Below are 22,298 nucleotides of genomic sequence, written 5' to 3'. Positions count from 1 at the left end.
GATCTTGCATGGGATCGCCTGGCCACGCAAAGAACTGCACCTTCGGGTGCAAATGGGATGGTAAGGAGTTAATTGTGAAAAAGTGGTTATTAGCTGCAGGTCTCGGTTTAGCGATGGCAACGTCCGCACAGGCTGCTGACAAAATTGCAATCGTCAACATGGGTAGCCTGTTCCAACAGGTTGCACAGAAGACGGGTGTTTCTACTACGCTGGAAAATGAGTTCAAAGGCCGCGCCAGTGAACTGCAGCGTATGGAATCCGACCTGCAATCTAAAATGCAGCGTCTGCAATCAATGAAAGCAGGCAGCGACCGTACCAAGCTGGAAAAAGACGTAATGGCTCAGCGCCAGACTTTCTCTCAGAAAGCGCAGGCTTTCGAGCAGGATCGTCAACGTCGTTCTAACGAAGAACGTGGCAAGCTGGTTAATCGTATCCAGACAGCTGTGAAATCTGTTGCGAGCAGCCAGAGCATCGATCTGGTTGTTGACGCGAACACCGTTGCATACAACAGCAGCGATGTAAAAGACATCACCGCTGACGTACTGAAACAGGTTAAATAAGTAATGCCTTCAATTCGACTGGCTGATTTAGCAGAGCAGTTGGATGCAGAATTACACGGTGATGGCGATATCGCCATCACCGGCGTAGCGTCCATGCAATCTGCGCAAACTGGCAATATCACGTTCATGGTGAATCCAAAGTACCGTGAGCACCTGAGTGCATGCCAGGCTTCTGCCGTTGTGATGACGCAGGACGATCTTCCGTTTGCTAAGAGTGCTGCATTGGTAGTGAAGAATCCCTACCTGACCTATGCACGAATGGCGCAAATTTTAGATACCACGCCTCAGCCTGCGCAAAATATTGCACCCAGTGCAGTGATCGATGCAACGGCGAAGTTGGGTAACAATGTTTCTGTGGGCGCGAATGCGGTCATTGAGTCTGGCGTAGAACTGGGCGATAACGTGATCATCGGCGCGGGTTGCTTCGTTGGAAAAAACACAAAAATCGGCGCAGGTTCACGCTTGTGGGCGAATGTGACGATTTACCACGACATTCAGATCGGTGAAAATTGCCTGATCCAGTCCAGCACTGTTGTCGGATCCGACGGATTTGGTTATGCGAACGATCGCGGTAACTGGGTGAAGATCCCACAACTGGGTCGCGTGATTATTGGCGATCGTGTTGAGATTGGCGCATGTACCACGATTGACCGTGGTGCGCTGGACGATACCGTGATCGGTAATGGTGTTATCATTGATAACCAGTGCCAGATTGCGCATAACGTCGTGATTGGCGACAATACGGCGGTAGCCGGTGGCGTCATTATGGCGGGTAGCCTGAAGATTGGCCGTTACTGCATGATTGGCGGAGCCAGCGTGATTAATGGGCATATGGAAATATGCGACAAAGTCACGGTAACTGGCATGGGTATGGTGATGCGTCCTATCACAGAACCTGGCGTCTACTCCTCAGGCATTCCGCTACAACCCAACAAGGTATGGCGTAAAACAGCTGCACTGGTGATGAACATTGATGATATGAGCAAGCGCCTCAAAGCGATTGAGCGCAAGGTTAATCAACAAGACTAATACATCGTTTTACGCATGTCTGACTTTACGGCCTGTCACATTCCTGGGATTGCGGCAGGCCGTGTTATTATTGCCTTTTAGTATATTTAGACAGGAAGAGTATTTTGACTACTAACACTCATACTCTGCATATTGAAGAGATTTTAGAACTTCTGCCGCACCGTTTTCCGTTTTTACTGGTAGACCGCGTGCTGGATTTTGAAGAAGGTCGTTTTCTGCGCGCAGTGAAAAATGTATCCGTTAACGAGCCTTTCTTTCAGGGCCACTTCCCGGGTAAACCGATTTTTCCTGGCGTGTTGATTCTGGAAGCGATGGCGCAGGCCACGGGTATTCTGGCGTTTAAAAGCGTAGGAAAACTGGAGCCAGGCGAACTGTATTATTTCGCCGGTATTGATGAAGCACGCTTTAAGCGTCCTGTCGTGCCAGGCGATCAGATGATCATGGAAGTGACTTTCGAGAAAACGCGCCGCGGCCTGACCCGTTTCAAAGGGGTTGCGCTGGTCGACGGTAAAGTTGTGTGCGAAGCAACGATGATGTGTGCCCGTAGCCGGGAGGCCTGATACGTGATTGATAAATCCGCCTTTATTCACCCAACTGCCATTGTCGAAGACGGCGCCAGCATTGGCGCTAATGCTCACATTGGCCCATTTTGTATTGTTGGACCCCATGTTGAAATTGGTGAGGGTACCGTACTGAAGTCTCACGTTGTCGTGAATGGCCATACAAAAATTGGTCGCGATAACGAGATTTATCAGTTTGCCTCCATTGGTGAAGTGAACCAGGACCTGAAATATGCTGGTGAACCGACCCGTGTGGAAATTGGCGATCGCAACCGCATTCGCGAAAGCGTCACCATTCATCGTGGCACAGTGCAAGGCGGTGGGTTGACGAAGGTGGGCAGCGATAACTTACTGATGATTAACGCACACGTTGCGCATGATTGTACGGTCGGTAACCGCTGCATTCTGGCGAATAACGCGACACTTGCCGGACATGTTTCGCTTGATGATTTTGTTATCATCGGCGGCATGACCGCGGTGCATCAGTTCTGCATTATTGGTGCACACGTGATGGTGGGGGGCTGCTCTGGCGTAGCCCAGGACGTCCCACCGTACGTTATCGCCCAGGGCAACCACGCAACGCCATTTGGCGTTAACATCGAAGGTCTGAAACGCCGTGGATTCACCCGTGAAGCCATTACCGCGATCCGCAACGCCTATAAAGCGCTGTACCGCAGCGGTAAAACGCTTGAGGAAGTGAAACCGGAAATCGCCGAACTGGCGAAGCAGTACCCCGATGTTCAGGCTTTTAGTGACTTCTTTGAACGCTCAACGCGTGGTCTGATTCGTTAATGACTGAGCAGCGTCCTTTAACGATTGCCCTTGTCGCCGGAGAAACCTCCGGCGATATTCTTGGTGCCGGTTTAATTCGTGCTCTCAAGGCTCGTGTTCCCAATGCGCGTTTTGTTGGCGTTGCGGGTCCATTGATGCAGGCGGAAGGCTGTGAAGCCTGGTATGAAATGGAAGAACTGGCAGTAATGGGCATTGTAGAAGTGCTCGGGCGCCTGCGCCGTTTACTGCATATCCGTGCCGATCTCACTCGCCGATTCACCGACCTTAAGCCGGATGTTTTCGTCGGGATTGATGCGCCTGATTTCAACATTACCCTTGAAGGTAATCTGAAATCGCAGGGTATTAAAACCATTCATTATGTCAGCCCCTCTGTATGGGCCTGGCGACAGAAACGCGTTTTCAAAATAGGCAGATCCACCAATATGGTGCTGGCCTTTCTGCCTTTCGAAAAAGCGTTTTATGACAAATTTAACGTCCCGTGTCGGTTTATCGGTCACACCATGGCGGACGCCATGCCACTGGACCCGGATAAAAACGCGGCGCGTGATGTGTTAGGCATTCCTCATGATGCTCACTGCCTGGCGCTTTTGCCTGGGAGTCGTGGTGCAGAAGTGGAGATGCTCAGCGCCGATTTCCTGAAAACGGCGCAGCTATTACGTCAGCATTATCCGGATCTCGAAGTCGTCGTACCGTTGGTCAATGCCAAACGGCGCGAGCAATTTGAACGTATCAAGGCTGAGGTTGCCCCGGAACTTTCCGTGCATATGCTCAACGGAATGGGACGTGAAGCAATGGTCGCCAGTGATGCTGCGCTGTTGGCCTCTGGCACGGCTGCACTGGAATGTATGCTGGCGAAATGCCCAATGGTTGTCGGCTATCGTATGAAACCTTTCACTTTCTGGTTGGCAAAACGTCTGGTGAAGACCGATTACGTATCACTGCCTAACCTGCTGGCGGGAAGAGAACTCGTCAAAGAGCTGTTGCAGGATGAATGTGAACCGCAGGCGCTGGCGCACGCGTTGCTGCCTTTGCTGGCGAACGGTAAAACCAGCCATGCGATGCACGACACGTTCCGCGAATTGCACCAGCAGATCCGTTGCAATGCGGATGAGCAGGCAGCGGATGCAGTTCTGGAGTTAGCACAATGATTGAATTTGTTTATCCACATACGCATTTGGTGGCGGGTGTGGATGAAGTTGGGCGTGGTCCATTGGTTGGCGCGGTAGTGACTGCCGCTGTTATCCTTGACCCGGCACGTCCGATAGTGGGTCTTAACGACTCCAAAAAATTGTCGGAAAAGCGTCGACTGGCGCTTTTTGATGAAATCAAAGATAAAGCGTTAAGCTGGAGCCTGGGTCGTGCGGAACCGCATGAAATCGACGAATTGAACATTCTGCACGCCACGATGCTGGCAATGCAGCGTGCGGTTGCAGGTTTGCATATTGCGCCGGAATACGTCCTGATCGACGGAAACCGCTGCCCGACATTGCCGGTACCGTCTATGGCGGTGGTAAAAGGTGACAGCCGCGTTGCGGAAATCAGCGCAGCGTCCATCCTGGCGAAAGTGACGCGCGATGCTGAAATGGCCGAGCTGGATAAGGTTTTCCCGCAGTATGGTTTTGCTCAGCACAAAGGTTATCCAACCGCTTTTCATCTGGCTGCGCTCTCTGAGCATGGTGCAATTGAGCACCATCGTCGCAGTTTTGCTCCTGTCAAACGCGCACTGGGACTCACGTCCTGATTCTTGTGTTAAAGGAATCTGAAGATGTCTGAACCTCGTTTCGTCCACCTGCGGGTGCACAGCGACTATTCCATGATCGATGGGCTGGCGAAAACCGGGCCGCTGGTGAAAAAGGCGGCCGCGTTGGGCATGCCTGCGCTGGCGATCACCGATTTTACCAACCTGTGTGGTCTGGTGAAGTTTTACGGAGCGGGTCATGGCGCAGGTATTAAGCCGATTGTTGGCGCAGATTTTCATGTCCGTAGCGAACTATTGGGTGATGAACTCACGCAACTGACGGTACTGGCGGCTAATAATACGGGCTACCAGAACCTGACATTGTTGATATCAAAAGCCTATCAGCGCGGCTATGGCGCAGAAGGGCCGGTTATCGACAGAGACTGGCTGATAGAGCTAAAAGAAGGGTTAATCTTGCTTTCCGGCGGCCGTATGGGGGACGTCGGACGCAGCCTGTTGCGTGGGAACAGCGCACTGGTCGACGAGTGCGTGGCGTTTTATGAAGAGCATTTCCCTGATTGCTACTTCCTTGAGCTGATCCGTACCGGTCGCCAGGATGAAGAAAATTACCTGCATGCTGCAGTAGCGCTGGCCGAAACACGTGGCCTGCCGGTGGTCGCGACCAACGATGTTCGTTTCCTTGAAACCGGTGACTTTGACGCACACGAAATTCGCGTGGCGATCCACGACGGTTTTACGCTTGATGATCCCAAACGCCCTCGCAACTACTCGCCGCAGCAGTATATGCGCAGCGAAGAAGAGATGTGCGAGCTGTTCTCCGATATCCCGGAAGCGCTGGAAAACACCGTCGAGATTGCCAAACGTTGTAACGTGACGGTGCGCCTGGGCGAATACTTCTTGCCGCAGTTCCCGACAGGCGATATGACCACCGAGGATTTCCTCGTCGCGAAATCGCGTGAGGGCCTGGAAGAACGTCTGGAATTTTTGTTCCCCGATCCTGAAGTCCGTGCGCAGAAGCGCCCGCCTTATGATGAACGTCTGGAAGTTGAACTTAAAGTTATCAACCAGATGGGTTTCCCGGGCTACTTCCTGATCGTAATGGAGTTTATCCAGTGGTCGAAAGATAACGGTGTACCGGTAGGCCCAGGACGTGGTTCTGGTGCGGGCTCGCTGGTGGCTTACGCGTTAAAAATTACCGACCTTGATCCGCTGGAATTTGACCTGCTGTTCGAACGCTTCCTGAACCCGGAACGTGTCTCGATGCCTGATTTTGACGTTGACTTCTGTATGGAGAAACGCGACCAGGTCATTGAACACGTCGCGGAAATGTATGGGCGCGATGCGGTTTCGCAGATTATTACCTTCGGTACCATGGCGGCGAAAGCGGTTATCCGCGACGTGGGTCGAGTACTGGGGCACCCATACGGGTTTGTTGACCGTATCTCGAAACTGGTACCGCCCGATCCGGGTATGACGCTGGCTAAAGCCTTTGAGGCTGAACCTCAACTGCCGGAAATCTATGAGGCAGATGAAGAGGTTAGGGCGCTTATTGATATGGCGCGCAAGCTGGAAGGCGTCACGCGTAACGCGGGTAAACACGCCGGTGGTGTCGTTATCGCCCCGACAAAAATTACTGATTTTGCACCGCTGTACTGTGATGAGCAGGGGCTGCACCCGGTTACCCAGTTTGATAAGAACGACGTGGAATACGCCGGCCTGGTGAAGTTCGACTTCCTCGGCCTGCGCACGCTCACCATCATCAACTGGGCGCTGGAGATGATCAACGCGCGGCGTGAGAAGAACGGCGAACCGCCGCTGGATATCGCCGCTATCCCGCTGGACGACAAGAAAAGTTTTGACATGCTGCAACGCTCGGAGACGACAGCCGTCTTCCAGCTTGAATCCCGCGGTATGAAAGATCTTATCAAGCGACTGCAGCCTGACTGCTTCGAAGATATGATAGCCCTGGTGGCACTGTTCCGCCCCGGTCCGCTACAGTCGGGGATGGTAGATAACTTTATTGACCGTAAGCACGGGCGTGAAGAGATCTCTTACCCGGATGTGCAGTGGCAACATGAATGCCTGAAACCGGTACTGGAGCCAACCTACGGCATTATCCTGTATCAGGAACAGGTCATGCAGATTGCCCAGGAACTGTCTGGGTATACCCTTGGTGGCGCGGACATGCTGCGTCGTGCGATGGGTAAGAAAAAGCCAGAGGAGATGGCCAAACAGCGCGGCACCTTTGAAGAAGGGGCGAAGAAGCGCGGTGTAGACGGTGAGCTGGCGATGAAAATCTTTGACCTGGTGGAGAAATTCGCCGGTTATGGATTTAACAAATCGCACTCCGCTGCCTATGCGTTGGTCTCTTACCAGACGCTGTGGCTGAAAGCGCATTACCCCGCTGAGTTTATGGCGGCGGTGATGACGGCCGATATGGATAACACCGAGAAAGTGGTGGGATTAGTGGATGAATGCTGGCGTATGGGGCTGAAAATCCTGCCGCCAGATATCAACTCAGGATTGTACCATTTTCACGTTAACGATGATGGCGAGATTGTCTACGGTATCGGCGCGATAAAAGGCGTGGGTGAGGGGCCAATTGAAGCTATCATTGAGGCGCGTAATAAAGGCGGTTACTTCCGCGAGCTGTTTGATCTCTGTGCCCGTACGGATATCAAAAAACTCAATCGCCGGGTGCTGGAAAAGCTGATTATGTCCGGGGCGTTTGACCGCCTGGGGCCGCATCGCGCAGCACTGATGAACTCACTGAACGATGCGCTTAAAGCCGCCGATCAACATGCGAAAGCGGAAGCTATCGGTCAGGCCGATATGTTTGGCGTACTGGCGGAAGAACCGGAACAAATCGAGCAATCCTATGCCAGCTGCCAGCCGTGGCCGGAACAGGTGGTACTGGACGGTGAGCGTGAAACGTTAGGGCTTTACCTGACGGGACACCCTATCAACCAGTATTTAAAAGAAATTGAGCGCTATGTCGGAGGCTACAGGCTGAAAGACATGCATCCGACAGAACGTGGTAAAGTTACTACGGCTGCGGGGCTCGTCATTGCTGCGCGGGTAATGGTCACCAAGCGCGGCAATCGTATCGGCATCTGTACACTGGATGACCGTTCCGGGCGTCTGGAAGTGATGTTATTTACCGATGCCCTGGATAAATACCAGCAATTGCTGGAAAAAGACCGCATACTTATCGTCAGCGGACAGGTCAGCTTTGATGACTTCAGCGGTGGGCTTAAAATGATGGCCCGTGAAGTCATGGATATTGACGAAGCCCGGGAAAAATATGCTCGCGGGCTTGCTATCTCGCTGACGGACAGGCAAATTGATGACCAGCTTTTAAACCGACTCCGTCAGTCTCTGGAACCCCACCGCTCGGGGACAATTCCAGTACATCTCTACTATCAGAGGGCGGATGCACGAGCACGATTGCGTTTTGGCGCAACGTGGCGTGTCTCTCCGAGCGATCGTTTGTTAAACGATCTCCGTGGCCTTATTGGTTCGGAGCAGGTGGAACTGGAGTTTGACTAATACAGGAATACTATGAGTCTGAATTTCCTTGATTTTGAACAGCCGATTGCAGAGCTGGAAGCAAAAATCGATTCTCTGACTGCGGTTAGCCGTCAGGATGAGAAACTGGATATTAACATCGATGAAGAAGTGCATCGTCTGCGTGAAAAGAGCGTAGAACTGACGCGCAAAATCTTCGCCGATCTTGGCGCATGGCAGGTAGCCCAGTTGGCCCGCCATCCACAGCGTCCATACACCCTGGATTATGTCCGCCTGGCGTTTGATGAATTTGATGAGCTGGCGGGCGATCGTGCCTATGCGGATGACAAGGCCATTGTCGGCGGCATCGCGCGTCTGGATGGCCGTCCGGTGATGATCATCGGTCATCAGAAAGGCCGTGAGACCAAAGAGAAAATTCGTCGTAACTTCGGCATGCCAGCGCCGGAAGGCTATCGTAAAGCGTTGCGTCTGATGGAAATGGCTGAGCGTTTCAATATGCCGATCATCACTTTCATCGATACCCCAGGGGCTTACCCGGGTGTGGGCGCGGAAGAACGTGGCCAGTCTGAAGCGATTGCGCGTAATCTGCGTGAGATGTCACGTCTGAGCGTGCCGGTCATCTGCACTGTTATCGGTGAAGGTGGTTCCGGTGGTGCACTGGCAATCGGTGTGGGTGATAAAGTGAATATGCTGCAATACAGCACTTATTCCGTTATCTCCCCGGAAGGTTGTGCTTCTATTCTGTGGAAAAGCGCAGACAAAGCCCCGCTCGCTGCAGAAGCGATGGGGATTATCGCACCGCGTCTGAAAGAGCTGAAACTTATCGACTCTATCATCCCTGAGCCGCTGGGTGGCGCACACCGCAACCCGGAAGTGATGGCGGCATCACTGAAAGCACAGTTGTTGGCCGATCTTGCCGATCTTGATGTGTTAAGCAAAGATGATTTGAAAAACCGTCGTTATCAGCGTCTGATGAGCTACGGCTACGCGTAAACTGCATTTATTCTGAAAAGGGCCACAACGTTGTGGCCCTTTTTTTTACCTGCGGTTTGGCCAGGCTATGATTAACTAAGGTTTTTCCAGGAGGAACGCATGAATATCATTGCCATCATGGGACCGCATGGCGTCTTTTACAAAGATGAGCCCATCAAGGAGCTTGAGCGTGCGCTACAGCAGCAGGGATTTCAGATAATCTGGCCGCAGAATAGCAACGACCTGCTGAAATTTATTGAGCACAACCCGCGTATCTGTGGCGTCATTTTTGACTGGGATGAATACAGCCTGGATTTGTGTAGCGACATCAACCAGCTTAACGAATACCTCCCACTTTACGCCTTTATTAATACCCATTCGACGATGGATGTCAGCGCACACGATCTGCGCATGGCGCTGTGGTTCTTTGAGTACGCATTGGGTCAGTCTGACGATATTGCCACGCGTATTCGCCAGTACACCAATGAATACCTCGACAACATAACGCCACCTTTTACCAAAGCACTGTTTACCTACGTGAAAGAGGGAAAGTATACTTTTTGTACCCCAGGGCATATGGCGGGAACGGCATACCAGAAAAGCCCGGTCGGTTGCCTGTTCTATGATTTCTTTGGCGGCAATACGCTTAAGGCTGATGTCTCCATTTCGGTGACTGAGCTGGGATCGCTGCTCGACCATACCGGTCCGCACCTCGAAGCGGAGGAGTACATTGCACGCACGTTTGGTGCCGAGCAAAGTTATATGGTCACTAATGGCACTTCGACATCGAATAAAATTGTCGGTATGTATGCCGCACCTTCGGGAAGTACGTTACTGATTGACCGCAACTGTCATAAGTCTCTGGCGCATTTGCTGATGATGAGCGATGTCGTGCCCGTATGGCTCAAGCCGACGCGTAATGCGCTGGGTATCCTTGGTGGTATACCTAAGAGTGAATTTACCCGGGAGAGTATCGAGCGCAAGGTCGCAGAGACGGTACAGGCGCAATGGCCGGTGCATGCGGTAATTACTAACTCCACTTACGACGGGTTGCTCTACAACACTAACTGGATCAAGCAAACGCTGGATGTGCCTTCTATTCATTTTGATTCGGCCTGGGTGCCGTATACCCATTTTCATCCGATCTATCAGGGGAAAAGTGGTATGAGCGGCGAGCGGGTGCCGGGAAAGGTGATTTTTGAAACTCAGTCCACCCACAAGATGCTGGCTGCGCTGTCGCAGGCTTCGCTGATTCATATTAAAGGCGATTATGACGAAGAGACGTTCAACGAAGCCTTTATGATGCACACCTCCACCTCACCGAGTTACCCGATTGTCGCTTCGATCGAGACGGCGGCAGCGATGCTGCGTGGAAACTCAGGTAAGCGATTAATCAATCGTTCGGTGGAGCGGGCGCTGCATTTTCGCAAAGAAGTACAGCGGCTACGCGAAGAGTCAGATGGCTGGTTCTTTGATATCTGGCAGCCGGAAAAGGTGGATGAAGCAGAGTGCTGGCCAGTAGCGCCTGGTGAAGACTGGCACGGATTTGTCGATGCTGACGCCGACCACATGTTCCTCGACCCGGTGAAAGTGACCATTCTGACGCCGGGGATGGATGAGCAGGGAACTATGAGCGAAGAGGGGATACCCGCTGCGCTGGTGGCGAAATTCCTTGATGAACGCGGTGTCGTCGTGGAGAAAACGGGCCCGTATAATCTGTTGTTCCTGTTCAGTATTGGTATTGATAAAACCCGGGCGATGGGTCTCCTGCGTGGACTAACGGAATTTAAACGTTCGTACGATCTGAATTTACGCGTTAAAAATATGCTGCCGGATCTGTATGCTGAGGATCCCGATTTTTATCGCACTATGCGTATTCAGGATCTGGCACAGGGAATCCATCGATTGATCCGCCAACACGATCTCTCCGGGTTGATGCTGCGGGCATTCGATACGTTGCCGGAAATGAAAATGACGCCTCATCAGGCCTGGCAGCGGCAAATTAAAGGTGACGTCGAGACAGTCACTCTTGATCAACTGGTAGGGCGTGTTTCCGCCAATATGATCTTGCCTTATCCTCCAGGTGTCCCGCTGCTGATGCCCGGAGAAATGATCACAGAAAAAAGCCGGTCAGTACTCGATTTCCTGCTGATGCTGTGCTCGGTGGGGCAGCGCTACCCTGGATTTGAAACTGACATTCATGGGGCTAAGTTGGGTGAGGACGGCGTGTATCGTGTCAGAGTCCTGAAAATGGCATAACGACTTGCCGGAACCCGTTGCGCACGAGTAACGTACTGAGAGTAAAATTAAAGAGGCGAAGAACATGCTGGGGTTAAAACAGGTTCACCATATTGCCATTATTGCGACGGACTACAGGGCCAGTAAGGCATTTTACTGTGATGTATTAGGCTTCACGTTAATGAGTGAAGCCTACCGGGAAGAACGTGACTCCTGGAAAGGCGATCTGGCGCTGAACGGCCAGTACGTGATTGAGCTTTTTTCTTTTCCTTTCCCACCCTGTCGCCCCAGTAGACCGGAAGCCTGCGGTTTACGTCATCTGGCGTTCAGCGTCGAGGATGTGGAAAAGTCGATTGCTCATCTTGAAGCCCATCATGTGAAATGTGAGCCAGTGCGCATCGATCCCTTTACCGGTAAACGCTTTACGTTTTTTAACGATCCAGACGGATTACCACTTGAACTGTACGAGCTGTAAGGCTTGTCATTGTAGCGTTAGCCCGGTAACGTGCCGGGCAATGCTATTGTAAGCAATCATCATGACGACACTTACGCTGAATACTTCACTTCTGAACACTAACGCGATCCTCGTTGCCTTTAGCGGCGGCCTCGACTCTACCGTGCTGTTGCACCAACTGGTGCTGTGGCGAATTCAGCACCCGGAGGTCTCTCTGCGGGCCATCCACATTCATCACGGATTAAGCCCGCACGCAAACAGTTGGGTACAGCACTGTGAGACGGTATGTGCGCAGTGGCAGGTGCCGCTGGTGGTTGAGCGGGTTCATTTGCAGGATGATGGGTTGGGCATCGAGGCGCAGGCCCGACGAGCGCGCTATCAGGCCTTTGCGCAGACGCTGCTGCCTGGAGAGGTGCTGATGACCGCTCAGCATCTGGACGATCAATGTGAGACATTTTTGTTAGCGCTTAAGCGTGGCAGTGGTCCTGCAGGGCTTTCGGCCATGGGGGAAAGTTCGCCTTTTAGCGGTACCCAACTCATTCGACCGCTGTTGATGCAAACGCGTGATGCGCTTGAACAGTGGGCGCGCCGGCATGAATTACGCTGGATTGAAGATGAAAGTAATCAGGATGACGCCTACGATCGCAACTTCTTACGTCTGCGTATTATCCCGCACCTGCAACAGCGGTGGCCGCACTTTGCGCAAGCCACGGCTCGCAGTGCCGCGCTGTGCGCTGAGCAGGAGAGCTTACTGGATGAACTGCTGGCCAGCGATTTAGCCAACTGCGTTACGGCGCAGGGTGCACTCTTGCTCGGGCCATTAATGACGATGAGTACCGCACGGCGTGCTGCGCTGCTTCGTCGCTGGCTGGCAGGATTAAATGCACCGATGCCTTCCCGTGATGCGTTAGAACGTATCTGGCAGGAAGTCGCGTTGGCACGCGAGGACGCATCGCCCTGTTTTCGCCTTGGTGAGTATGACGTCCGCCGTTATCAGTCGCAGCTGTGGTGGGTGAAATCCGTGAACGGGCAAAGTGAAAGTGTCATTCCGTGGTCATGCTGGCAAACGCCGTTGACGCTGCCTGCAGGGTTGGGCGAGATACAGCTTATCGCTACGGGTGAGCTTCGCAGGCCACACGTTGACGAAGCCGTTAGTATTCGCTTTAAAGCGCCTGGGTTATTGCATATTGTCGGGCGCAACGGTGGGCGTAAGCTTAAAAAAATCTGGCAGGAACAGGGTATTCCTCCCTGGCGGCGAGACACCACGCCGTTACTGTTTTACGGTGACACGCTGATTGCGGCAGCAGGGGTTTTCGTGACGCATGAAGGGCTGGCAAAAGGTGAAGAAGGAGTGAGTCTGGTGTGGCGTGCCTGATGGGGCTGCGCTTATCAGGCCTACGTATCGTATGGAAAGTAGGCCTGATAAGGTGCAAGAAAGGTTAAGATTCGCTGACCACCACGGTACCGATTTGCGGGTGGCTGAAGCTGGCAATTTTGTCGAGGCGAAGCTCACGGGTTTCACCCGAGACATCGGCGACCAGATATTCCACATTTTTGCGTGAAACCAGGTCATTTGCTTTCGCCTGTAGAACTTCGCCATCTTTGAGCGCCAACGTCAGTAACAAATGGTGCTGGCAGGCGAGTTCAAGATTGTCGTAATCATCACAGTTGATGGGTTGATACGTTTCATTCATTGACATAATCGCTCACCAGTAAGTTCGCGGCAGCATAGGCTGCCTTTTCCCTGACCGACTCTGAAAGGGCGCTGTCTGCCGCCACTTCATTAAGTACCTTCAATACGCAACCCAGCGCATCCGGGACATACCCTAAGTCTCCGCTGGCGATTTCCGCGTACCGCTTGCGTATTAACTCACAATATTTTTCCACATGCCCTCCTGTCAGCACTCTGACTTAACCGTGGATGCAAGTCTAAGCCTACGAAGATAAACTCTGTTTAGCAAGGTGACTATACCATACTCATTCAAGCAATATCAGCGCCTTGATAGACGGTACCTTCGTTAGCGGTTAGCAGCCTTTTGCCGCAGTTTTCGCTACAATGGACGCCTGATTCAAAAGGAGTTCTCCCATGGCGCTTAAAGCGACAATCTATAAAGCCGTCGTCAATGTAGCGGATCTCGACCGCAACCAGTTTCTTGACGCGACATTGACGCTGGCGCGTCACCCTTCAGAAACCCAGGAACGCATGATGTTGCGTCTGTTGGCATGGATTAAATATGCTGACGAGCGGCTGCAATTCACGCGGGGTTTAAGCGCTGAAGACGAACCCGAAGCATGGTTGCGCAACGACCACCTGGGCATTGATCTCTGGATTGAACTCGGCTTGCCGGATGAGCGTCGCATTAAGAAGGCGTGTACTCAGTCTGCTGAAGTCGCTTTGTTTGCCTATAACAGCCGCGCAGCGCAAATCTGGTGGCAGCAGAATCAGACCCGATGCGCGCAGTTTGCCAATTTATCCGTGTGGTATCTGGATGATGAACAATTGGCGCAATTGAGCGAGTTCGCAGGGCGCACCATGGCGCTGCAGGCAACCATTCAGGACGGTGCTATCTGGTTGTCCGACTCTCAGAACAATCTGGAAATCCATCTGGCTGCGTGGCAGCAGCGTTGATGGTTATTATCTCCCGAAATGTCTCTATCCCTGATAACGAGCTGGAAATCACCGCTATTCGGGCACAGGGTGCAGGTGGACAGCACGTTAACAAGACCTCAACGGCTATTCATTTGCGCTTTGACATTCGGGCCTCCAGCCTGCCAGAGTATTACAAGGAACGCCTGTTGGCTGCCAGTCATCATCTGATCAGCGGCGAGGGTGTCATTATTATTAAGGCTCAGGAATATCGTAGCCAGGAGTTGAACCGGGAAGCGGCAATATCCCGGCTGGTGGCGGTGATTAAAGAATTAACCGCAGTGCAGAAAAGTAGGCAGGCAACGCGCCCGACACGCGCTTCAAAAGAGCGCAGATTGTCATCGAAGGCGCAAAAGTCCACTGTGAAGGCACTGCGCGGGAAAGTTCGTCGCCCACAGGACTGACGAATGGGAATACAATATTGAGAAGGAATCTGTGGTGAAAACAGCAATACTGTCATTAGCAGCTGTATTTACACTCTTTGCCTTGATCGGCTGTAACAATCGCTCTGAAGTTGATGTTCTGCAACCGACACAAGCGGCAGAATTAAAACCGATGCAGCAAAGCTGGCGTGGCATCTTGCCTTGTGCGGACTGCGAAGGGATTGAAACCTCTTTGTTCCTGGAAAAAGATGGAACATGGGTAATGAACGAACGCTATCAGGGCGTACGTGATGAACCTTCTTCGTTTGCTTCATATGGCTCGTGGGCGCGTACGGCTGACAAGCTGGTGTTGACGGACAGCAAAGGTGAAAAGTCTTACTACCGGGCAAAAGGCGAGGCACTGGAAATGCTCGATCGTGAAGGCAATCCAATTGAGTCACAGTTCAACTACACCTTGCAGCCGGTTTCTGCCAGTCTGCCTGTGACGCCAATGCCGATGCGGGGAATGTATTTCTACATGGCGGATGCTGCAATCTTTACCGATTGTGCAACGGGTAAACGGATGCCAGTGGCGAACAACGCACAGCTGGAGCGTGATTATTTGAGCGCACGTGGTGCTACGGATAAACCGGTTTTGTTGACAGTAGAAGGTCATTTCACCCTGGAGCCAAACCCGGATACCGGGGCGATGGTGAAAACGCTGGCCACCGACAAAAATGCGAAGTTTGTGCCAGGTAAGGATTGCAGCAACTAATAAAAAGGCCTCGCATAATGCGAGGCCTTTTTATTTGCCGGATGGCGCTTTGCTCATCCAGCCTGCAGTACGTGTTTTGAGTTGGTCCGGTAAGCGAATTGCCACCGGACAATCCTACAAAACGCACATTGTTGGTATCTGATTAGCCCTTAATCGCTTTCACCAGATAGTCGACAATGTCGCTGGTTTTAATCAGCTGTTTCTCGCCGTTACGACGATATTTGTATTCAATATCATCGTTATCGAGGTTACGGTCACCGAGCACGATGGTGTGCGGAACACCGATCAGTTCCATATCGGCAAACATCACGCCCGGACGTTCTTTACGATCGTCCATCAGCACTTCGATACCCTGTGCACGCAGTTCTGCGTACAGCTTCTCAGCCAGTTCCTGCACACGGTAGGATTTGTGCATGTTCATTGGCAGAATCGCGACCTGGAACGGTGCGATAGCATCCGGCCATACAATGCCACGATCGTCAAAGTTCTGCTCAATAGCGGCAGCAACAACGCGAGTTACCCCGATACCGTAGCAGCCCATGGTCAGAATCTGATTACGGCCATCTTCACCCTGAACGGCAGCTTTCATTGCTTCAGAATACTTGGTACCCAGTTGGAAGATGTGGCCCACTTCGATACCACGTTTAATCAGCAGTGTACCTTTGCCATCCGGACTTGGGTCGCCTGCGACCACATTACGGATATCTGCCACTTCTGGCGTTGCAACATCACGATCCCAGTTAATACCAAAATAGTGTTTACCATCGATGTTTGCACCGGCAGCGAAATCGCTCATTACCGCAACGGTACGATCGATAACCACCGGGATCGGCATGTTAACCGGACCAAGGGAACCCGGACCTGCTTTCACGACGGCACGGATTTCTTCTTCAGTAGCAAAAGTCAGCGGGCTGGCAACCTGCGGCAGTTTTTCTGCTTTAACTTCGTTCAGTTCGTGATCGCCGCGAACCAGCAGAGCAACCAGCGGGTAGCTGCTGCCTTCAACCGCTTTCACCAGCAGGGTTTTAACGGTTTTTTCAATTGGCAGATTAAACTGCTCAACCAGTTCCGCGATAGTTTTCGCATTCGGTGTATCAACCAGCGTCATTTCCTGAGTGGCGGCTGCGCGGGGTTCTTTCGGCGCAACGGCTTCAGCAAATTCGATGTTGGCAGCAAAATCGGAGCTGTCGGAGAATACCACGTCATCTTCGCCGCTCTGTGCCAGAACCTGGAATTCGTGAGAAGCGCTACCGCCGATAGAGCCGGTATCAGCCTGTACTGCGCGGAAATCCAGGCCCATACGGCTAAAGATTTTGCTGTACGCGGCATACATCGCGTCGTAAGTTTCCTGCAGAGATTCCTGAGAAGTATGGAAAGAGTACGCATCTTTCATCAGGAATTCGCGGGAACGCATCACGCCGAATCGTGGGCGAACTTCGTCACGGAATTTCGTCTGGATCTGATAGAAGTTCAGCGGCAGTTGTTTGTAAGAGCTCAGCTCATTACGGATCAGGTCGGTGATGACTTCTTCATGCGTTGGGCCGAGTACGAATGAACGATCGCCACGGTCTGCGATACGCAGCAGTTCCGGGCCGTACTGTTCCCAACGACCGCTCTCTTCCCACAGTTCAGAAGGCTGAACGACCGGCATCAACACCTCGATCGCACCGGCGTTATTCATTTCTTCACGCACGATGTTTTCGACTTTTTTCAGGACGCGCACGCCGGTCGGCAGCCAGGTGTATAACCCGGAGGCCAGCTTGCGGATCATCCCGGCGCGCAGCATCAGCTGGTGGCTGATGACTTCGGCGTCGGCAGGTGTCTCCTTCAGAGTGGAGAGCAGATATTGGCTAGTACGCATGTTGTTACGGTTCCAGTTGAACGATCGAACAGGCTGGATGCCAGCCTGACACAAAAAAAGTGGTTTAGTTTACCAGCGAGAAAGGGATGTCAAAAGAGAAGGGCACGAAATTAGCGGGGTTCAAGCGCAAAGACTTCAAAACCTTCTTCCGTTACGCGCCAGCGCACGTTGAAATCGTGTAGCCAGACGGCATACGCTTTGCCTGTCTCTTCACCTTTACGATACGCAGGACGTGGGTCCTGTGCCAGTACTTCGCCGATAAATGTTTTCAGCAATGGATAACGTTTTTCCAGCGTCAGAAGCTGTTGTTCAACCTCTGTAGTGAAACTTACCGCCATTTCGGCAACCGGCGCATGCTGCGCGTAGCTGGCTGTGGCGTCAGGCAGTGCTTCTGCAAATGGCAGATAAGGTTTGATGTCGATCACCGGCGTTCCGTCGACCAGGTCCAGACTACCCAGTTTCAGAATGACGCTCTCTTTGTGGCAGACAATTTCTTTTAACTCAACCAGCGACATCCCGACAGGGTTAGGACGAAAGGTTGAACGCGTGGCAAAGACTCCCATTCTGGCGTTACCGCCCAGACGGGGTGGGCGCACGGTTGGACGCCATCCACCTTCCATTGTCTGATGAAAAACAAAAATCACCCACAAATGACTGAATGCTTCCAGGCCGCGAACAGCATCGGCCTGGTTATAGGGCGCGAGCAAATGCAGTTCGCCGTTGGCGCTTTTCACCAGACCCGGCTGGCGTGGCACAGCGAACTTTTCTTTATAAGGAGAGCGGATAACGCCTATTTGCTCGAACTGAAAATGACTCATTTAGACGAAATGTTCAGGGCAGAACCGATGCAGACTGCCTGACGATAGCAACCCGGTGTCCCGCTGGTGACTTCGCAGCTGTGTAGCAATACCGCATTGGCTTTCATTTTGGATGCGTTTATCTGCATGCGTTTGCGTGCGGTTGGAATACTCGGAGGGGAATCCTGGTTTGATGCCTGGCAGGACTCTCCGCTCACTTCGCCAAGATCGCGGAAGGGTTTACCGACCAGATCTTCTGCGTTGGTAATAATTCTGACCGGCGTCGCGCGCGGTGCTTTTGGTTTTTCCGGCTCCGCTTTTGGCGGGGTAGCGGTGCTTTGAACGGGTTCAACAGGGGATCTGCTTAACATAGAACAGCCGCTCAGCATGAGTGCTACTAAACAGATCGGTAAAGCACGCATAATATTTCCTCAATGAATGATCTAAACGTCAGATATTGAATCAGGTGCTTGCATAAATGACAAGACGGGCAAGCGCCCGTCCTGATGATATTACAGATTGTGAAAACAGCCTAAAATTACCAGCCTTTAACAGCACCGCCGTTGAAGACTTTGTTTGCCGCTTCGTAAACTTCGTCTGACTGGTATGCTTCAACGAATTTCTTCACGTTCTCAGCATCTTTATTGTCTTCACGCGTCACGATCAGGTTTACGTATGGGGAATCTTTATCTTCAACAAAGATACCGTCTTTTGCCGGAGTCAGGCCGATCTGGCTGGCATAGGTGGTGTTGATGACTGCCAGTGCGATTTGCGCGTCGTCCAGTGAGCGTGGCAGCTGCGGCGCTTCCAGTTCAACCAGCTTCAGGTTTTTCGGGTTTTCAATCACGTCCAGCGCGGTTGGCAGCAGGCCAACGCCATCTTTCAGTTTAATCAAACCGACTTTCTGCAGCAGCAGCAGGGAACGGCCGAGGTTAGTCGGGTCGTTTGGAATAGCGACCTGAGAGCCGTCCTGCAGTTCATCCAGTGATTTGATTTTTTTGGAGTAGCCTGCAATCGGATAAACAAAGGTATTGCCTACGGCAACCAGTTTGTAACCACGATCTTTGATCTGCTGATCCAGGTACGGTTTGTGTTGGAAGGCGTTAGCATCGATATCGCCTTTGCTTAGCGCTTCATTGGGCAGGACATAATCGTTGAACGTTACCAGTTCAACATCCAGACCGTATTTTTCTTTAGCCACTTTCTGTGCGACTTCAGCAACCTGCTGCTCTGCGCCAACGATAACACCCACTTTGATGTGGTTAGGATCTTTTTCATCCTGGCCACAACCCACAAGTGCCAGAGAACCGATCAGGGCTCCAACTGCCGCAAAGGTTTTGAATTTGAACGCCATGCTTATTTCCTTTTCTTAATGAGTTTTTAGTGTTGTGTGTAACGTTATTTGTGCGTGACTGCCCGGACGATGCGATCGCCGGATAACTGAATTAAATAAACCAGAACGACGAGCAATACCAGTACTGTATTCATTACGGTAGCGTTATACCCAATGTAGCCATACTGATAGCCAATCTGGCCAAGGCCACCGGCACCGACGGCACCGCCCATCGCCGAGTAACCAACCAGCGTGATGAGAGTGATGGTGGCCGCATTGACCAGTCCTGGCAGCGCTTCTGGTAGTAATACCTTACGTACAATCTGCAACGGCGTAGCGCCCATCGCACGCGAGGCCTCAATCAGCCCGGTCGGGATTTCCAGCAGGGCGTTTTCCACCATACGAGCAATAAATGGCGCGGCGCCGACGGTTAGCGGGACGATAGCGGCCTGCAGCCCGATAGATGTGCCAACAATCATGCGGGTGAACGGAATCATCCACACCAGCAAAATAATGAACGGGATGGAACGGAAAATGTTAACCAGCGCAGAAAGCGTGCGGTACAACTTCGCGTTCTCAATGATTTGTCCTGGACGCGTCACGTACAGCAGTACGCCCACGGGCAGGCCAATCACAAAGCCAAAAAAACCGGACACAAAGGTCATTGCCAGCGTTTCCCATACGCCGCGAACCAGCAGCCAAATCATCGGCTCAGACATAACCCAGTACCTCTACTTTTACGTGGTGTTCCTGCAACCAGCTAATGGCTGCTTGTGTATCTTCTTGTGTACCGTGCATTTCAGTCAGCATGATGCCGAACTTCACGCCGCCGGCGTAATCCATCTGCGCGCTGATAATGTTGTTATTCACATTAAAACGGCGGGCTGTTTCCGAGAGTAATGGTGCATCAACAGAGTGACCGGTGAACTCCATGCGCAGCATGGGCACGCTGTCGGCTTGCGGCTCTGCTTTTAAACGTTCCTGATAATCTTCCGGAATATCCAGGTGCAGCGTGGACTGGATAAACTTCTGCGCCAGCGGGGTTTTGGGGTGTGAGAACACCTCACTGACGGTGTCCTGCTCAATCAGTTCACCATTGCTGATGACTGCGACGCAGTCACAGATACGTTTTACAACGTCCATCTCATGAGTAATCAGCAGAATGGTGAGCCCCAGGCGACGGTTAATATCTTTCAGTAATTCGAGAATCGAGCGGGTCGTCGCTGGGTCGAGGGCGCTGGTGGCTTCATCGCAAAGCAACACTTTGGGATTACTTGCCAGAGCACGGGCAATCGCCACACGTTGCTTCTGACCACCGGAAAGGTTCGCCGGGTAGCTGTCGTGCTTGTCACCAAGGCCAACCAAATCCAACAGTTCCGTCACACGACGTTTAATCTCTTCTTTTGGCGTGTTATCCAGCTCCAGCGGCAGCGCAACGTTACCAAATACCGTGCGTGAAGAGAGCAGGTTAAAGTGCTGGAAAATCATGCCAATTTGACGGCGCGCTTTAGTCAGCCCGGATTCAGAGAGCGTCGTCAGCTCCTGACCGCCGACCTGAACGCTACCTTCAGTTGGGCGCTCGAGCAGGTTTACGCAGCGAATGAGTGTGCTTTTACCGGCACCGGAGGCACCAATAACGCCATAAATCTGTCCGGCAGGAACATGCAGGCTGACATTGTTTAGTGCCTGAATGGTGCGAGTCCCCTGCTGGAACACTTTGGTGATATTCGAAAGTTTAATCATTAGTTATTTATTATCGTAATTAAGTTAGCCGTGGCATTTTCGTCTGTCTGGTACGGTCGACGCCGTCAACAAGATGGATGTTAAGGCATCCAGACGTCTAAATCAATCGGGCTTTGCACGATGAGCACTTTCTTGCCCGCCGAAACATGCGATACTAGAGCAACATGCCTTATTCAGGAGCTATAAAAGGTGGCAAAGTCTGTACCCGCAATTTTTCTCGACCGTGACGGCACTATTAATGTGGACCACGGCTACGTCCATGAGATCGACGAGTTCGAATTTATCGACGGTGTCATTGATGCTATGCGTGAACTTAAAAAGATGGGTTATGCGCTGATTGTCGTGACGAACCAGTCTGGTATTGCCCGTGGCAAATTTACCGAGGCACAATTCGAAACGTTGACTGAATGGATGGACTGGTCATTGGCCGATCGCGATGTTGATCTGGATGGTATCTATTATTGTCCTCATCATCCACAGGGCACAGTCGAAGAGTACCGCCAGGTCTGCGACTGCCGTAAACCACATCCAGGCATGTTTATCTCAGCGCGAGACTTTCTGCACATCGATATGGCTGCTTCTTATATGGTGGGCGACAAAATAGAAGATATGCAGGCGGCGACAGCTGCAAATGTAGGAACGAAGGTATTAGTGCGCACAGGCAAGCCAGTCACTCCGGAAGCAGAAAATGCGGCAGATTTAGTGCTAAATAGTCTGGCGGACCTGCCAATGGCGATAAAAAAGCAGCAAAAGTAAGCGTTATGGATAAAAGGTGAGCGGTTGAAACAAAAATGCATTTTTCCGCTTGTCTTCCTGAGTCGACTCCCTATAATGCGCCTCCATCGACACGGCGGATGTGAATCACTTCACACAAACAGCCGGTCCGGTTGAAGAGAAAAATCCTGAAATTCAGGGTTGACTCTGAAAGAGGAAAGCGTAATATACGCC

The 22,298-nt window shown here is 52.0% G+C and carries 23 protein-coding genes; 15 read left to right on the top strand and 8 right to left on the bottom strand.

From position 1 onward, the window contains the following. The first annotated feature begins 74 nt into the window (after window positions 1-74). From skp to tilS, 11 genes are all read left to right on the top strand, one after another. The gene (gene skp, locus NNO03_RS16865; RefSeq protein ID WP_005132103.1) at window positions 75-560 is read left to right on the top strand and encodes a molecular chaperone Skp; all 486 of its coding nucleotides are present in this window, start codon (window positions 75-77) and stop codon (window positions 558-560) included. 3 nt (window positions 561-563) lie between these two features. Continuing rightward, window positions 564-1,589, top strand: a complete 1,026-nt coding sequence (gene lpxD / locus NNO03_RS16860; protein WP_271441997.1) for a UDP-3-O-(3-hydroxymyristoyl)glucosamine N-acyltransferase — start codon at window positions 564-566, stop codon at window positions 1,587-1,589. Window positions 1,590-1,693: 104 nt separating this feature from the next. After that, a complete protein-coding gene (gene fabZ / locus NNO03_RS16855; protein WP_003018528.1) occupies window positions 1,694-2,149 on the top strand; it encodes a 3-hydroxyacyl-ACP dehydratase FabZ in 456 nt (151 codons plus the stop codon). 3 nt (window positions 2,150-2,152) lie between these two features. After that, a complete protein-coding gene (gene lpxA / locus NNO03_RS16850; RefSeq protein WP_005132096.1) occupies window positions 2,153-2,941 on the top strand; it encodes an acyl-ACP--UDP-N-acetylglucosamine O-acyltransferase in 789 nt (262 codons plus the stop codon). Next, a complete protein-coding gene (gene lpxB, locus NNO03_RS16845; RefSeq protein WP_061067280.1) occupies window positions 2,941-4,089 on the top strand; it encodes a lipid-A-disaccharide synthase in 1,149 nt (382 codons plus the stop codon). Before lpxA ends, lpxB begins: the two co-directional genes overlap by 1 nt. Continuing rightward, entirely contained in the window at window positions 4,086-4,682 is a 597-nt protein-coding gene (gene rnhB / locus NNO03_RS16840; protein WP_271450059.1) for a ribonuclease HII, read from the top strand. The genes lpxB and rnhB overlap by 4 nt, the downstream gene beginning before the upstream one ends. 24 nt (window positions 4,683-4,706) lie before the next feature. Further along, window positions 4,707-8,189: a DNA polymerase III subunit alpha gene (gene dnaE, locus NNO03_RS16835; RefSeq protein WP_271441993.1), complete on the top strand. Its 3,483-nt coding sequence runs from the start codon at window positions 4,707-4,709 to the stop codon at window positions 8,187-8,189. Window positions 8,190-8,201: 12 nt separating this feature from the next. Next, window positions 8,202-9,161: an acetyl-CoA carboxylase carboxyl transferase subunit alpha gene (accA, locus tag NNO03_RS16830; RefSeq protein ID WP_003018513.1), complete on the top strand. Its 960-nt coding sequence runs from the start codon at window positions 8,202-8,204 to the stop codon at window positions 9,159-9,161. Window positions 9,162-9,260: 99 nt separating this feature from the next. Next, window positions 9,261-11,399: a lysine decarboxylase LdcC gene (ldcC, locus tag NNO03_RS16825; protein WP_271450058.1), complete on the top strand. Its 2,139-nt coding sequence runs from the start codon at window positions 9,261-9,263 to the stop codon at window positions 11,397-11,399. Window positions 11,400-11,463: 64 nt separating this feature from the next. Continuing rightward, window positions 11,464-11,853 (top strand): VOC family protein, encoded by a 390-nt coding sequence (locus NNO03_RS16820; RefSeq protein ID WP_048212638.1) that lies wholly within the window; start codon window positions 11,464-11,466, stop codon window positions 11,851-11,853. A gap of 61 nt (window positions 11,854-11,914) precedes the next feature. Next, window positions 11,915-13,207 carry a tRNA lysidine(34) synthetase TilS gene (tilS, locus tag NNO03_RS16815; RefSeq protein ID WP_271450057.1) on the top strand — a complete coding sequence of 431 codons (1,293 nt, stop codon included), beginning with the start codon at window positions 11,915-11,917 and terminating at the stop codon, window positions 13,205-13,207. Between the two features lie 64 nt (window positions 13,208-13,271). On the opposite strand, the gene rof is transcribed toward tilS, so the two are convergent. Further along, window positions 13,272-13,532, bottom strand: a complete 261-nt coding sequence (gene rof, locus NNO03_RS16810) for a Rho-binding antiterminator (protein WP_048212636.1) — start codon at window positions 13,530-13,532, stop codon at window positions 13,272-13,274. Then, window positions 13,519-13,719 (bottom strand): YaeP family protein, encoded by a 201-nt coding sequence (locus tag NNO03_RS16805; protein WP_005132083.1) that lies wholly within the window; start codon window positions 13,717-13,719, stop codon window positions 13,519-13,521. The genes rof and NNO03_RS16805 overlap by 14 nt, the downstream gene beginning before the upstream one ends. 199 nt (window positions 13,720-13,918) lie before the next feature. Between NNO03_RS16805 and NNO03_RS16800 the strand changes: the two genes are divergently transcribed. Genes NNO03_RS16800 through nlpE form a run of 3 tightly spaced genes read left to right on the top strand, consistent with a single transcriptional unit; the run spans window position 13,919 to window position 15,616 of the window. Continuing rightward, window positions 13,919-14,461 (top strand): YaeQ family protein, encoded by a 543-nt coding sequence (locus NNO03_RS16800; RefSeq protein WP_271441989.1) that lies wholly within the window; start codon window positions 13,919-13,921, stop codon window positions 14,459-14,461. Next, window positions 14,461-14,883 carry an alternative ribosome rescue aminoacyl-tRNA hydrolase ArfB gene (gene arfB / locus NNO03_RS16795; protein ID WP_271441988.1) on the top strand — a complete coding sequence of 141 codons (423 nt, stop codon included), beginning with the start codon at window positions 14,461-14,463 and terminating at the stop codon, window positions 14,881-14,883. The genes NNO03_RS16800 and arfB overlap by 1 nt, the downstream gene beginning before the upstream one ends. A gap of 31 nt (window positions 14,884-14,914) precedes the next feature. Continuing rightward, window positions 14,915-15,616, top strand: a complete 702-nt coding sequence (nlpE, locus tag NNO03_RS16790; RefSeq protein WP_271450056.1) for an envelope stress response activation lipoprotein NlpE — start codon at window positions 14,915-14,917, stop codon at window positions 15,614-15,616. Window positions 15,617-15,758: 142 nt separating this feature from the next. Here nlpE and proS read toward each other — a convergent pair whose 3' ends face one another. The 6 genes from proS to metN all read right to left on the bottom strand — a co-directional run bounded on the left by proS (window position 15,759) and on the right by metN (window position 21,350). After that, window positions 15,759-17,477, bottom strand: coding sequence for a proline--tRNA ligase (gene proS / locus NNO03_RS16785; protein WP_271441986.1), 1,719 nt, complete (start codon window positions 17,475-17,477; stop codon window positions 15,759-15,761). 110 nt (window positions 17,478-17,587) lie between these two features. Beyond that, the gene (tsaA, locus tag NNO03_RS16780) at window positions 17,588-18,295 is read right to left on the bottom strand and encodes a tRNA (N6-threonylcarbamoyladenosine(37)-N6)-methyltransferase TrmO (protein WP_271450055.1); all 708 of its coding nucleotides are present in this window, start codon (window positions 18,293-18,295) and stop codon (window positions 17,588-17,590) included. Continuing rightward, entirely contained in the window at window positions 18,292-18,696 is a 405-nt protein-coding gene (rcsF, locus tag NNO03_RS16775; protein ID WP_040230040.1) for an Rcs stress response system protein RcsF, read from the bottom strand. Before rcsF ends, tsaA begins: the two co-directional genes overlap by 4 nt. A 116-nt stretch (window positions 18,697-18,812) precedes the next feature. Beyond that, entirely contained in the window at window positions 18,813-19,628 is an 816-nt protein-coding gene (gene metQ / locus NNO03_RS16770) for a methionine ABC transporter substrate-binding lipoprotein MetQ (RefSeq protein ID WP_003829145.1), read from the bottom strand. A gap of 44 nt (window positions 19,629-19,672) precedes the next feature. Further along, the gene (locus tag NNO03_RS16765) at window positions 19,673-20,326 is read right to left on the bottom strand and encodes a methionine ABC transporter permease MetI (RefSeq protein ID WP_005132073.1); all 654 of its coding nucleotides are present in this window, start codon (window positions 20,324-20,326) and stop codon (window positions 19,673-19,675) included. Continuing rightward, window positions 20,319-21,350, bottom strand: a complete 1,032-nt coding sequence (gene metN, locus NNO03_RS16760) for a methionine ABC transporter ATP-binding protein MetN (protein WP_202039440.1) — start codon at window positions 21,348-21,350, stop codon at window positions 20,319-20,321. The genes NNO03_RS16765 and metN overlap by 8 nt, the downstream gene beginning before the upstream one ends. A 189-nt stretch (window positions 21,351-21,539) precedes the next feature. Between metN and gmhB the strand changes: the two genes are divergently transcribed. Continuing rightward, window positions 21,540-22,106, top strand: coding sequence for a D-glycero-beta-D-manno-heptose 1,7-bisphosphate 7-phosphatase (gene gmhB / locus NNO03_RS16755; RefSeq protein WP_048212629.1), 567 nt, complete (start codon window positions 21,540-21,542; stop codon window positions 22,104-22,106). Window positions 22,107-22,298: the final 192 nt, after the last annotated feature.

This window comes from Citrobacter sp. Igbk 16, assembly GCF_028069755.1.
Lineage (GTDB): Bacteria > Pseudomonadota > Gammaproteobacteria > Enterobacterales > Enterobacteriaceae > Citrobacter.
Note: the sequence above shows the minus strand (reverse complement) of the source record. Positions and strands in the feature narration are given on the sequence as shown.

What these genes read in the sequence shown, in the direction of transcription:
- proS (WP_271441986.1), bottom strand. Translation starts at nt 17,477, where the DNA reads ATGCGTACTAGCCAATATCTGCTCTCCACTCTGAAGGAGACACCTGCC.
- metQ (WP_003829145.1), bottom strand. Translation starts at nt 19,628, where the DNA reads ATGGCGTTCAAATTCAAAACCTTTGCGGCAGTTGGAGCCCTGATCGGT.
- rof (WP_048212636.1), bottom strand. Translation starts at nt 13,532, where the DNA reads ATGTCAATGAATGAAACGTATCAACCCATCAACTGTGATGATTACGAC.
- lpxB (WP_061067280.1), top strand. Translation starts at nt 2,941, where the DNA reads ATGACTGAGCAGCGTCCTTTAACGATTGCCCTTGTCGCCGGAGAAACC.
- tsaA (WP_271450055.1), bottom strand. Translation starts at nt 18,295, where the DNA reads ATGAGTCATTTTCAGTTCGAGCAAATAGGCGTTATCCGCTCTCCTTAT.
- NNO03_RS16820 (WP_048212638.1), top strand. Translation starts at nt 11,464, where the DNA reads ATGCTGGGGTTAAAACAGGTTCACCATATTGCCATTATTGCGACGGAC.
- ldcC (WP_271450058.1), top strand. Translation starts at nt 9,261, where the DNA reads ATGAATATCATTGCCATCATGGGACCGCATGGCGTCTTTTACAAAGAT.
- metN (WP_202039440.1), bottom strand. Translation starts at nt 21,350, where the DNA reads ATGATTAAACTTTCGAATATCACCAAAGTGTTCCAGCAGGGGACTCGC.
- NNO03_RS16765 (WP_005132073.1), bottom strand. Translation starts at nt 20,326, where the DNA reads ATGTCTGAGCCGATGATTTGGCTGCTGGTTCGCGGCGTATGGGAAACG.
- dnaE (WP_271441993.1), top strand. Translation starts at nt 4,707, where the DNA reads ATGTCTGAACCTCGTTTCGTCCACCTGCGGGTGCACAGCGACTATTCC.
- tilS (WP_271450057.1), top strand. Translation starts at nt 11,915, where the DNA reads ATGACGACACTTACGCTGAATACTTCACTTCTGAACACTAACGCGATC.
- arfB (WP_271441988.1), top strand. Translation starts at nt 14,461, where the DNA reads ATGGTTATTATCTCCCGAAATGTCTCTATCCCTGATAACGAGCTGGAA.
- accA (WP_003018513.1), top strand. Translation starts at nt 8,202, where the DNA reads ATGAGTCTGAATTTCCTTGATTTTGAACAGCCGATTGCAGAGCTGGAA.
- rnhB (WP_271450059.1), top strand. Translation starts at nt 4,086, where the DNA reads ATGATTGAATTTGTTTATCCACATACGCATTTGGTGGCGGGTGTGGAT.
- lpxD (WP_271441997.1), top strand. Translation starts at nt 564, where the DNA reads ATGCCTTCAATTCGACTGGCTGATTTAGCAGAGCAGTTGGATGCAGAA.
- rcsF (WP_040230040.1), bottom strand. Translation starts at nt 18,696, where the DNA reads ATGCGTGCTTTACCGATCTGTTTAGTAGCACTCATGCTGAGCGGCTGT.
- NNO03_RS16800 (WP_271441989.1), top strand. Translation starts at nt 13,919, where the DNA reads ATGGCGCTTAAAGCGACAATCTATAAAGCCGTCGTCAATGTAGCGGAT.